This window comes from uncultured Campylobacter sp. (assembly GCF_938045625.1).
Lineage (GTDB): Bacteria > Campylobacterota > Campylobacteria > Campylobacterales > Campylobacteraceae > Campylobacter_A.
The window spans coordinates 1-12,093 of record NZ_CALIAV010000052.1 but is presented as its reverse complement, the minus strand read 5'-3'; the positions used below and the strand labels follow the sequence as shown (position 1 = coordinate 12,093).

The following is a 12,093-nucleotide window of genomic DNA, read 5'->3' as shown; positions in this document are numbered from 1 at the left end:
CGCCGGGCGTAGGCGGCAAAATTTATGCGTGGGTGCGCCACAAAAACAAAATTTACCACGGCGAGGATGGCGCTAGAATTCTTGGGGAGCGCCAAGAGGAAGGGATTCGCAAGCTAAAAGAAGCCCGTATGATCGTAAAGATCAATACGGTCGTAATCCCCGGCGTAAATATGGATCACGTCCCGCAAATCGCAAAAAAAGCCAAAGAGTGGCAAGCCGATATCATGAACTGCATGGCGATGATCCCCGTGCAGGGCACCCCTTTTGCAAATATCAAATCACCCTCGAATGAAGAAATTCGCAACATGCGAAAGCTAATCGGCGGCTCCATTCACCAAATGACTCACTGCAGCAGATGTCGCGCCGACGCGTGCGGTAAGCTTTGCGAAGGATAAGGGCTTTGCGTTACGGCGGGTTTTGTCGGCTTTTTATCGGTCCGTCAAATTTAAATTTATATCACGATCGCGATTTTTAAGGTTATATTTTCAAATTTCACAAAAGGAGTTAGCACGAAGCTAAGACAAATTTTAAAACTAGGTGCGACGCTTGCCGTTTGTTTAAATTTAGCCAGCGCAAAATCGCTCGAGCAGATTAAAAAGATGGCGTGATCACTATCGCGACCGAGGGAGTGTATTCGCCGTTTTTGTTTCATAACGAAAAAGACGAGCTGATGGGCTACGACGTAGAGATCGTAAGAGCGGTCGCAGACAAGCTAGGCCTAAAGCCTAAATTTATAGAAGCCTCGTGGGACGCGATGCTAGCGGCGTTTGACGCGGGCAAGGCGGACACCGTATTTAACCAAGTAAGCATCACCGAAGAGCGCAAGAAAAAGTACGACTACTCCGTGCCATACATGACCTCGTACTCGGAAATCATCGTGCACGAGGATAACGACGATATCAAGAGCTTTGCCGATCTAAAGGGCAAGCGCTCGACGCACTCGGTAAATAGTAAGTGGATCCCAACCGTCGAAAGATACGGCGCAAAACTCGTCGTAGCCGATAACCCAAACAACCAGATAAATTTCATAATCACCAAGCGCGCCGACGACACGATAGACGACGCCGTGATGTTCTACGACTACAAAAAGCAACACCCAAAAGCGCCTATAAAGCTTATAGTTGCGGGCGAGGACACGATGTATACGGCCGTAGTCGTACATAAAGGCAACGCCGAACTACTGGAAGCGATAAACAAGGCCCTAAACGAGCTACGAGCCGAAGGCAAGCTAAAAGAGATCTCGATGAAGTATTTTGATAAGGATATTTCAGAATAAACCAAAAAGCGGCGGGCGGGTAAATTTTAAATTTACAAATTTAAAATTTATGTGGCCAAATTTATTTTTCAAACCATCTTTTGACCCAAATGCATTTACTAAATACTATTTTTATAACTTTTCTACACAACATAAAACCATAAAACAGGTATTTTGGCGCTAGGAAGTCGTTAAACTAAATTTAGTAAGATTATTTTTGGTTTTACGGATATTTTGTGTAAGACTCGTATAAATTTAAATAATTCAAAAATAAATAAGCAACTTACAAAAAGTTCAAGCAACTTTTTGTAAGAGTACTATTTTTTAGCGCTATTTACCCTCTTCAAATGCGCCTGCAGATAAGATTTTAGCTATTCTGGCGTTTAAAAGCTCATCCACTTTTAGCTTTTCAAGTTTATCTAGCTCAGTTATAAAATAGCTTGCAAGCGCCTTTACGGCAGTTTCTTTATCTCTGTGAGCGCCGTTTATCGGCTCTTCTATAACGTCGTCTATCAAATTTAAGCTTTTTAGATCGTCAGCGGTTATTTTTAGCGCCTTTGTAGCCTGCTCTTGTTTTGACGGATCATTCCAAAGTATAGCCGCACAACCCTCCGGCGAGATAACCGAAAAAACTGAATTTCGCATCATAGCTAGCTTGTCGGCTACGCCTATAGCTAGTGCTCCGCCGCTTCCGCCCTCGCCTATAACGACGGCTATCATCGGAGTTTTTAAATTTGCAAATTCAAATAAATTTCTAGCTATCGCTTCGCTTTGACCGCGCTCCTCAGCCGCAACGCCCGGATACGCGCCCGGAGTATCGATCAAAAATAGTATAGGAAGTCCAAACTTCTCAGCCATCTTAGCTATTCGCAAGGCTTTGCGATAACCCTCTGGATGAGGCATACCAAAATTTCTTTTTAGTTTATTTTTGGTTCCTCGCCCTTTTTGCTCGCCTATTACGATGACTTTTTTAGAGCCTATATAGCCGATAAAACAAACTATCGCTCCATCGTCGCGATACGCTCTATCGCCATGAAGCTCATAGTAATCCCTCATCATGCCTTTGATGTAGTCGATAGCATAAGGGCGATCTGGATGACGAGCTAAAGCAAGGCGCTGAAACTCGTTGAGATTTTTGTAAATTTTAGCGGTCTCTTTTTCTAAATTTTTATTTAGAATTTCTACCGCATGTTCATCGCCGCGAATTCTTGCATTTGCGATGTCATCATCTATTTGCTTGATACCTTGTTCAAAGTCTAGATAACTTGCCATTATATCTTCTTAAATATAATAGAGCCGTTCGTACCGCCAAATCCAAAAGAGTTACTCATAACGGCGTTTAGCTCAGCTTTTCTAGCCACGTTTGGCACATAGTCTAGATCGCACTCCTCGTCTTTGGTTGCGTAGTTTATCGTAGGCGGTATAAGACCTTCTTGCATAGCCATTATAGATACAACTGCTTCTATCGCGCCAGCCGCGCCAAGGCAGTGTCCCGTTTGCCCCTTGGTAGAGCTAACCGGTGGTACATTGCTACCAAAAAGAGCTTTTAGAGCAGCGGTTTCATTTTTATCGTTAGTTGGCGTTGAGGTACCGTGTGCATTAATGTAATCGATCTGCAAATTTCCAGCCATCTTAAGAGCCTTTTTCATCGCAGAAAGCGGTCCTTCAAGTGAAGGCGAAGTGATGTGATATGCATCGCCGCTCTCGCCAAAACCGACCACCTCGGCATAAATTTTAGCCCCTCTAGCCTTAGCGCTTTCATACTCTTCAAGCACGAGTGCGCCACTTCCTTCACCCATGACAAAGCCGTCTCTATCTTTATCAAAAGGTCTTGATGCTGTTTGAGGATCGTCGTTTCTAGTAGAAAGCGCTTTCATGGCCGCAAATCCGCCGATACCTACACCGCAAACCGTAGACTCAGATCCTACGACTAGCATCTTTTGCGCTTCGCCGATCATGATGGTTTTAGCCGCTTCGATGATAGCGTGAGTAGATGCCGCACATGCCGTTACGCTAGAGATATTGGGCCCTTTTAGACCGTGCTCTATCGAAACTATGCCGCCTAGCATATTTACTAGCGCAGAAGGTATAAAAAATGGAGAAATTCGCCTTGAGCCTTTTTCAAGTAAGATGTTGGAGTTTTTTTCGATATTAGGCAAGCCGCCTATGCCGGCAGCCGAGCTAACGCCGAAATTTTCAGCGTCGAATTCGCCGAAATTTGCATCAGCCATAGCCTCTTTAGCAGCTTTTAATCCAAGCTGGATAAATCTATCGACCTTTTTAACCTCCTTAGCATCCATAACGCTAAGCGGGTCAAAGTCCGTTATCTCGGCAGCAATCTGAACTGGAAAATCGCTCACGTCAAAAGAGGTTATCTTTTTTACGCCGGTTTTACCTTCGCAGATAGCCTTAAATGAACTATCTTTGTCGAGCCCTAAAGCGTTGATCATCCCAATCCCGGTTACTACGACTCTTTTCAAGATCTCTCCTTACAAAAACTTATTTGTTTAGTTTCTCGATATAGCTTACGACGTCGTTTATAGTGATCAGCTTCTCAGCGTCGCTATCAGGTATCTCAACCTCAAATTTCTCCTCAAGAGCCATAACTAGCTCAACTACGTCAAGCGAGTCTGCGCCTAGATCTTCGATAATCTTAGACTCAAGTTTTACTGCATCAGGAGCCACACTTAGTTGCTCGACTACTACGTCTCTTATGTCATCAAATATTGCCATTTTCTTCTCCTAAAAATAAAAATTTCGTGATTTTAATATATTTTAGCTTAAACTTTCGCAAAAACGCAAATTTACGCGCTTACATATATAGTCCGCCGTTGATCTTTAGCGTCTCGCCCGTGACGTAGCTAGCGTGATCGCTTAGCAAAAACGCCACAGCTTCGGCCACTTCACTAGCGCTTCCAAATCGCTTTAACGGGATGTTGTCGCTGTATGTTTTTTTGATCTCGTCGCTTAGCTCGCTCGTCATATCAGTCTCGATAAAGCCCGGCGTTACGCAGTTAAAGCGGATATTTCTCGCCGCGCCCTCTTTGGCGAAGCTTTTGTTCATCGCGATCATTCCGCCCTTGCTCGCAGCGTAGTTAGCTTGTCCGGCATTACCCATCTCGCCCACGATCGAGGCTACGTTTACGACGGCGCCGAAGCGTTTTTTGCTCATTACTTTTAGCGCCTCGCGGCATCCGATAAAGGCCGAGGTCAAATTTGCGCCTATCACGCCGGTAAAATCCTCCGTCTTCATGCGAAGCGCGAGCTTGTCGTTCGTGATGCCGGCATTATTTACGAGGTAGCCCAGCTCGCCGTCGGCGTCCGCGATCAAATTTATCGCCTTTATGAACTCATCCTCGTCCGTCGCGTCAAATTTTACCACTGCGGCCCGTCCGCCGTTTGCTACGATCTCAGCTTGCAGGGCATCGGCTATTTCGGGCTTTGAGCGGTAGTTTATCCAGACTTTTAGTCCCATTTGCGCTAGGGTTTTGGCTATCTGCGCGCCGATACCGCGGCTTGCGCCGGTGATTAGCACGTTTTTTCCGCTAAATTTCATTTTTTCTCCTTGATTTCAAATTTTACTTGCATTTTACTTGATTTCAAATTTTACTTGCATTTTATCAGACAAAAGCTAAAAAGCCTTTTACCTAAAATTTATATAGTATTAAAACAGTGCCTCGTCCATCTCGGCCGGTTTTTCGATACCCATTAGCGCCAAAACGCTCGCGGCGATATTATTTAGACCGCCTTCCTTTACCGCCTTTACGCCCTCGCCCATCACGAAGCAAAATACGTCAAAAGTCGTGTGATTGGTTAGCAAATTACCCTGCGCGTCCTTCATCTGCTCGCAGTTGCCATGGTCGCTCGTGATGATTAGCGCGTAGTTTTTCTCCTTGGCCTTTGCCACGATGCGCCCTAGCGCCGCATCCACGGCCTCGACTGCCTTGACTGCCGCACCAAATTCGCCCGTATGGCCGACCATATCGCCGTTTGCGAAATTTACCACGATCAGATCCTGTCCGTCATCCATCCCTTTTAATACCGCATCGCACACGGCTTGCGCGCTCATTTCGGGCTTTTCGTCGTAGGTTTTGACTTTAGGGCTTGGCACCAGCACCCTCGTTTCGTTTTGGGCGAGCTCCTCGACGCCGCCGTTAAAGAAAAACGTCACGTGCGCGTATTTCTCGGTCTCGGCGGTGTGCAGCTGCGTTAGGCCCGCGTTTGCAACGACCTCGGCAAGGGTATTTTTTAGCTTTTCGTTTTCAAATAGCACTGGAAAGGCGAAATTTGCGTCGTATTCGGTCATCGTGAGTAGATTTTTGACTACAAACGGGCGCGCAAATTCGCTAAAATTTTCATCGCCTAAAGCCGCCGCGATCTCGCGCACGCGGTCGTTTCTAAAGTTTATAAATATCACGCCGTCGTTTTCGCCTATCCCCTCAAACCCGCCAAAACTAGCCGGCACTATAAACTCGTCCGTCACGCCCGCCTCGTAGCTTTGCATGATGTACTCTAGCGGCGAGACGGTTTGCGTGTTTTCTCCTTGCATCATCGCGTCGTAGGCCGTTTTTACGCGTTCCCAGCGTTTATCACGGTCCATCGCGTAAAATCTACCGCTAACGCTAGCTAGCTTAAAGCCCACATTTTGCGCCTTTTCTTGCAGTGATTTTATGAAAGCCAGCCCGCTTTTCGGGCCTACGTCGCGACCGTCGGTTATCGCATGAGCGCATACCTCGCAGCCGTTTGCGACCGCAAGAGAGCACATCGCGTCAAAGTGGCTCATGTGCGAGTGCACGCCGCCGTCTGAGTAGAGTCCGACGACGTGAACGCGTTTGCAAGCTTTAAATAAATTTAAAAGCTTTTCGCTTTTGGCTAGCGAGCCGTTTTCAAAACCGAGCGAAATTTTTACCAAATTTTGATACAAAACCCGCCCGCTGCCGATACACATATGTCCGACCTCGCTGTTTCCCATCTGTCCGTCAGGTAGGCCCACTGCTAGGCCCGAGGTTTTTATTAGCGTATTTGGCACGTTTTTAAACAACCAGTCGTATGTGGGCTTTTTTGCCGCCGCAAATGCGTTAAATTCGCTACTCTCGTTATATCCGATACCGTCTGTGATCATCAAAATAGTTTTTTGCGCCATTTTTAAATTTTCGCCTTAAATTTAGATATTTTTTAACGGCATTATACTAAAATTAGTTTTTTTTTAAATAAAGGCTTTTATGTTTTACTATATTTATGAATTTTTAAATTTTAATATCTTTCAGTACATCACCGTTCGCGCGGGCTTTTCGTTTTTTATCGCATTTTGCTTGACCGTTTGGGCGCTGCCTAAATTTATCGCGTGGGCAAAGGCCAAAAACGCGGCCCAGCCCATCTATGAGCTAGCCCCGCAAACGCACCAAAAAAAGGCCAAAACGCCGACGATGGGCGGACTAGTCTTTATCGGAGCCGCACTTCTTGCTAGCGTGATTTGCGCGCGCCTTGATAACGTCTTCGTCCTTGCTTCGCTGATCTGTCTAGCAGGCTTTACCGCACTTGGATTTAAAGACGATTTTCGTAAAATTTCAGGCGGCAAAAACCACGACGGACTAAGCCCCAGAGCCAAACTCGCCACGCAAATTTTAATCGCTCTGGCAGTTTCGACGGTGCTATATTTTAACGGCGAGCTGGGGAGCAAATTTTACCTACCGTTTTACAAATTTCCCGTGCTTGATCTAGGCGTTTTTGCGGTGGCCTTTTGGACGCTAGTTATCGTCGCAGCATCAAATGCGGTAAATTTAACCGACGGTCTAGACGGGCTAGCTACGGTGCCTGCGGTATTTTCACTGCTGACTTTGGGCGTATTTGCCTACATCTGCGGGCACGCGGTGTTTAGCTCGTATTTACTTTTGCCCAAGATCGCGGGCGTAGGCGAGACAGTCGTAGTGGCCGCCGCATTAATCGGCTCGCTGATGGGATTTTTGTGGTTTAACTGCCATCCGGCCGAGGTTTTCATGGGCGATAGCGGGAGCCTGAGCGTAGGCGCATATATCGGCCTCATGGGCGTGATGACGAAAAACGAGATCCTGCTCATCATCATCGGCTTCGTCTTTGTTATGGAGACTTTGAGCGTGATTTTGCAGGTCGGAAGCTTTAAGATTTTTAAAAAAAGAATTTTTCTCATGGCGCCGATACACCATCATTTTGAGATAAAAGGCTGGGTAGAAAACAAGATCATCGTGAGGTTTTGGCTCATCGCCGTTTTGGCAAATTTGATCGCCATGACCGCACTCAAAATCAGGTAAATTTGAACCGAATAAACGGTGAAATAGCCGAGCTGGCCGCCGATAATATAACGCAAATTTTACGGGCAAAGGGGAGAAAATGAGAAAATCGCTATTTGGCTACGGCGGCACGACGCGAGCGATCGCGAAAAACTTCGCAAAAGACGGCGGCTGGGACATCTACGACGATAAATTTAGCGAGATCTCAAGCGACGAATGGGGCAACACTCTACTACCGCCAAACCTTTTCTTACCAGAAAAAAGCAACCTCGAGATCCCAAGCCCCGGCTTTCCTCCGAGCCACGAGCTAATTAAAAACGCGCAAAATCTCATCAGCGAATACGACTATTTTTACAAAATTTACGGCGACAAGATGCCCTTTGCCGTCTGGATCAGCGGCACAAACGGCAAAACCACGACGACAAAGATGACGCAACACCTGCTGGCTCGCTACGGCTCCGTCATGGGCGGCAACGTCGGCGTTCCGCTCGCAGACCTGGACGCAAGTGCTAAAATTTGGGTGTTAGAGACCAGCTCTTTTACTATGCACTACACAAACGCCGCGACGCCCGGCATCTACGCACTTTTGCCTATCACGCCCGATCACCTCAGCTGGCACGGCGACTTTGCCGAGTATGAGCGCGCCAAGCTAAAACCGCTAGCAACGATGGGCGAAAACACGGTCGCGATCCTGCCTACAATTTACGCCAATACGCCTACTAAAGCAAAAGTTGTAAGCTACGAAAACGAGGCGGATTTGGCCCGTTTTTGCGGTGTAAATTTATGTGATATCGCCTTTAAAACACCGTTTTTAACGGATGCGCTTTTAGCGCTTGCTATCCAGAAAATTCTGCTCGATAGGTGCGACGCATGGCTACTAAACGGCTTTGTCATCGAGGGCAACAAGCTCGAGGAATTTCGCGACGCACGAGGCAGAACGTGGGTCAACGACACGAAGGCGACCAACATCGACGCAAGCATCCAAGCCGTAAAGCGATATGAGGGCAAATTTTTGCATTTGATTCTCGGCGGCGACGATAAGGGCGTAGATATGCGGCCGCTTTTTGAGGCCTTGCGCGGCTCTAAGGCGCAAATTTACGCTATCGGCTCAAATACGGACAAGCTAATGAAGCTTGCGGCTGAGTTTAAAATCCCGGCCGTAAAATGCGAGTTTTTAAGCGTCGCAGTCGGCGAGATAAATAAAAATTTCAAATTTGACGGAGTCGCTAAAACCAGCGAAAACAGTGAAAATTTGAACGAAATAGCGCTTTTAAGCCCTGCTGCGGCAAGCTTAGATCAGTTTAGCAGCTATGTGGAGCGCGGGGATGAATTTAAAAAAGCGATTTTAAATTTGCAAATTTAACACGGTATATGCGCCGCAAAGCCGCTAAATTTAGGCAACCGCCTTTGAAGCAAATTTTATATTTTAAAAAAGAGCCGAATTTTACGTATTTAACCAAAATTTAAGTATCAAGTGGCTAAAATCACATTTCTTTTTAACAGCGTGGTTGGATAGCTCAGTCGGTAGAGCAGCAGACTGAAAATCTGCGTGTCGGCAGTTCGATTCTGCCTCTAACCACCATCCCCTATTTTTTACAATCTAAAGCACTTTTTAAAACCCCCTAAAATACGGACTTTGAGCGATTTTCCCCCTAAAAAACAGTCTAAACTAATCAGGCAAAGCCAAAGATTTAAAAGTATTTTAAAAGTATTTTTGGCAAAATTCTAAAAGTCAAGCGAAAAAATATTTTTAAAACTCTCCAAACGCCCTATTTATCGGGCTTACAAAGCACCCCAAAAAATATTTTTAAACGCTTGAAACGCCTAAAATAGGTATTTTTAAAGCTTAAATAGCGAAAAATATTTTTAAACCTCATCATACCACGTATTTTAGGCACTTAGCGAGCACGCGGCGGCGATTTTAAAAGTATTTTTGCGGCGAACTTTGACCCAAAAACTCCAAAAAATATTTTTAAATCATCTCAAATAACGTATTTTAGGGGATTAAAGCGTAATGGCTAGGATAGTAAAACCGCTTACCGATAAGCAAATCAAAGAGGCAAAGCCTAAAGACAAAGACTACAAGCTCACGGACGGCGACGGCTTAGGGCTAATAGTAAGCAAGACCGGGCGCAAACGTTGGGTATTTTCCTTTGTTAGCCCGGATAGCGGCAAACCAAATAGCACTGGGCTAGGTAATTACCCTACATTGTCGCTAGCCGAGGCAAGAGAGAAGCGAACCGAGCTTAAAAAGCTAGTGATGAACGGCGCAGACCCGGTAACGGACAAGAAGCGCGCCAAGGCTCAAAGAATAAGCGACCATAACCGCAGTTTTGAAAAGGTCTTTAGCGAGTGGCTAGAGATTGAAGCTAAAAACGTTTTGCCCCAAACGCTCAAAACCAAGCGCGGACGCATAGAAAACCACGTAATGCCGATCCTAAAAGATAGAGACATAAAAAGCATAACCCACGGCGAGATAGCGAGCATACTAAAAGAAATATCAAAGACGACGCCCCAAACAGCCGAAATAATCAATCAAATTTTAAACCGCGTCTTTTTATTCGCAGTATCAAGCGGCTACGCCGAAATTAACATTATGGCAAATATCGACGCTAAAACGCTCATACCCAAAACTAAAGTAGAGCATTACGCAAAACTTACCGAGCGCGAGGACTTAAAAGCATTTTTTAACGCTATTTACGATTACCCTCATTTTGAGACGATTAAAAACGCGATGAAGTTATGCCTACACCTGCCGTTAAGAGCCGCGCCATTATCTCGCCTAAAGTGGCGATACGTGGATTTTGAAAAGAGACTATTAACCATACCGCGAGCCGAGCAAAAAATCAAGCGTAGCGAGATAGGCGACTTCAAATTACCGATTAGCGATGAGGTTATGCGCATATTGCAAGACCAGGCGAAATTAAGCAGGGCATACGAATACGTCTTTATTAATTCCCACTTTACCGACCATATCCACAAAGACACCGCCACGAATGCGATCAAGGGCTTTGATTTTAGAGATAGGCAAACGGGGCGCGTAGTAACTTTGCATAGCCTAAGAGGCATATTTATGACGCAGGTGTTTAACAATATGCAAAAGCACGGAGTAAGCAAAGAGGCTATTAAAAAGGCGTTGGACCACCTACACGGCGACAAAGTAGATTTAAGCTATTCGGAAAAAGCCGATTTTTTGGACGAGCTTAAAATCTTGCTTGACTGGTGGAGCGGTTACGTATTAGACACAAAAGATAATTAAAGGGGGCAAAAATGGCAGCGAATAAAACGCGAGGCAACAGCGCAAAGGGCAAAAATAGAGACAAAGATCTAAACGCCATTGAAGCCGAGAGAGAAAAAGAAACAGATGCAAGAATTAAGGCTTTTAACGCAGGAGTAGTCAATTTAATCAAAACCCCCAAAGAAATTATTTTAGCCGCAATGGGTATTTTAACGCTCAAAGATAAAATATCGGAAACCGTAGCGGAAGCATTTAAAAATATTGAATTAGGCTTTGACGACACTCAAACCCCTTTTAAAAACGTAAGCGAGGGCATAATAACCGATTTAGAGTGTAGATTAATGTTTTTGGACGTTATCGGCGAGAATAAAGAGGACACTACAAGACATTTCATAATATTTTGGATTTGGCGCATAATTGCCGATTACGTATTTTTAATCTATCAAATCACAAAACGAAATAACACGAGAGATTTAAAAACTCGCAAACGCACGGACGCCGATAAAAAAGCCCTAAGACTACAAAAACATCTAAAAGCGTTAAAAGAAATTTACGACGAGCTAGACGGCGAAAACGACAGCGACGATTTACTTCTTTTGTGGGGCATATTAAAAGAGCGTAATTTTTTTAGACGAGACGACAAAGAGCGCGCAATTAAGCTAATAAACGGACGTGAAAGCGCCAAGGCGGTAGAAGAAGCGATAAAAGCCGAAATTAGACGCTGCGAGCAAATGGAAAAATTTACTAATACCCACGCGATAAGTCTTTTTTGCGATAGGATATTATCCATTTATGAGAATAACGCGACGCAAAAAATTAAAACGATAGAATTAACCAAAGATATTAAAATCCTACAAACACTTATTAAAAACATAGCCGACCACGTATTTAAGGGCAAACCATACAAACCGATTAGTACTCTTTAAAAAAACTCCACGAAACTTTGCGGAGGTTTTTTAAAATATCCACAAAAACACGCCGAGTTTTTTAAAAACCTCATCACGAGCGCGCTGATATTTCACTCTATCATTATTTTTAGCCTTGCGCCATAATTAGCCTAATCTTTGCAAAGATAATACGAATAATAAAGGGTAAAGCGTGAAAACACACGAAGTTAAACCGAAGTATTTAAGAGCGTCGCAAATCGCCAAGATTTACGGCATAGGATTAAGCACGGTGTGGTATTTTGCCAAGCAAGGCTTTTTTAAGCCGATAAAGTTTAGTAAAAATATTACCTTTTTTGACCCCTCCGAGGTAGAGGCGTTTTTTATGAGCAAAGGCGCGTAATATGAAAGCTTTTGAAAACGAAACCGAAAAAGGGCTTTATTCAGACT

General features: G+C 44.8%; 10 protein-coding genes, 1 tRNA gene and 2 pseudogenes. 8 read left to right on the top strand and 5 right to left on the bottom strand.

Translation table 11 applies throughout. From position 1 onward, the window contains the following. Window positions 1–395: pseudogene (locus Q0386_RS05185) on the top strand (radical SAM protein); the annotation flags it as partial. Between the two features lie 129 nt (window positions 396–524). Continuing rightward, a pseudogene (locus tag Q0386_RS05180) lies at window positions 525–1,276 on the top strand (transporter substrate-binding domain-containing protein). A 309-nt stretch (window positions 1,277–1,585) separates the two neighbouring features. Here Q0386_RS05180 and accA read toward each other — a convergent pair. The 5 genes from accA to gpmI all read right to left on the bottom strand — a co-directional run bounded on the left by accA (window position 1,586) and on the right by gpmI (window position 6,398). After that, the gene (gene accA / locus Q0386_RS05175) at window positions 1,586–2,527 is read right to left on the bottom strand and encodes an acetyl-CoA carboxylase carboxyl transferase subunit alpha (protein WP_299028036.1); all 942 of its coding nucleotides are present in this window, start codon (window positions 2,525–2,527) and stop codon (window positions 1,586–1,588) included. Continuing rightward, entirely contained in the window at window positions 2,527–3,735 is a 1,209-nt protein-coding gene (locus Q0386_RS05170; RefSeq protein WP_299028033.1) for a beta-ketoacyl-ACP synthase II, read from the bottom strand. The genes accA and Q0386_RS05170 overlap by 1 nt, the downstream gene beginning before the upstream one ends. Window positions 3,736–3,754: 19 nt before the next feature. After that, the gene (gene acpP / locus Q0386_RS05165; RefSeq protein WP_299028030.1) at window positions 3,755–3,988 is read right to left on the bottom strand and encodes an acyl carrier protein; all 234 of its coding nucleotides are present in this window, start codon (window positions 3,986–3,988) and stop codon (window positions 3,755–3,757) included. Between the two features lie 79 nt (window positions 3,989–4,067). Beyond that, on the bottom strand, window positions 4,068–4,811 hold the full coding sequence (gene fabG, locus Q0386_RS05160) for a 3-oxoacyl-ACP reductase FabG (protein WP_299028028.1): 744 nt from the start codon (window positions 4,809–4,811) through the stop codon (window positions 4,068–4,070). A gap of 108 nt (window positions 4,812–4,919) precedes the next feature. Further along, the gene (gene gpmI, locus Q0386_RS05155; RefSeq protein ID WP_299028025.1) at window positions 4,920–6,398 is read right to left on the bottom strand and encodes a 2,3-bisphosphoglycerate-independent phosphoglycerate mutase; all 1,479 of its coding nucleotides are present in this window, start codon (window positions 6,396–6,398) and stop codon (window positions 4,920–4,922) included. Between the two features lie 79 nt (window positions 6,399–6,477). On the opposite strand from gpmI, the gene mraY reads away from it, so the two are divergent. From mraY to Q0386_RS05125, 6 genes are all read left to right on the top strand, one after another. Then, complete coding sequence (gene mraY / locus Q0386_RS05150) at window positions 6,478–7,542, top strand: phospho-N-acetylmuramoyl-pentapeptide-transferase (protein ID WP_299028022.1); 1,065 nt, start codon at window positions 6,478–6,480, stop codon at window positions 7,540–7,542. 79 nt (window positions 7,543–7,621) lie between these two features. Further along, window positions 7,622–8,884 carry a UDP-N-acetylmuramoyl-L-alanine--D-glutamate ligase gene (murD, locus tag Q0386_RS05145; protein ID WP_299028019.1) on the top strand — a complete coding sequence of 421 codons (1,263 nt, stop codon included), beginning with the start codon at window positions 7,622–7,624 and terminating at the stop codon, window positions 8,882–8,884. Window positions 8,885–9,027: 143 nt separating this feature from the next. Continuing rightward, window positions 9,028–9,103, top strand: a tRNA-Phe gene (locus Q0386_RS05140). Between the two features lie 432 nt (window positions 9,104–9,535). Further along, entirely contained in the window at window positions 9,536–10,780 is a 1,245-nt protein-coding gene (locus Q0386_RS05135; RefSeq protein WP_299028016.1) for an integrase arm-type DNA-binding domain-containing protein, read from the top strand. An 11-nt stretch (window positions 10,781–10,791) separates the two neighbouring features. Then, entirely contained in the window at window positions 10,792–11,685 is an 894-nt protein-coding gene (locus tag Q0386_RS05130) for a hypothetical protein (RefSeq protein WP_299028011.1), read from the top strand. Window positions 11,686–11,857: 172 nt separating this feature from the next. After that, the gene (locus Q0386_RS05125; RefSeq protein WP_299028008.1) at window positions 11,858–12,046 is read left to right on the top strand and encodes a helix-turn-helix domain-containing protein; all 189 of its coding nucleotides are present in this window, start codon (window positions 11,858–11,860) and stop codon (window positions 12,044–12,046) included. Window positions 12,047–12,093 lie beyond the last annotated feature (47 nt).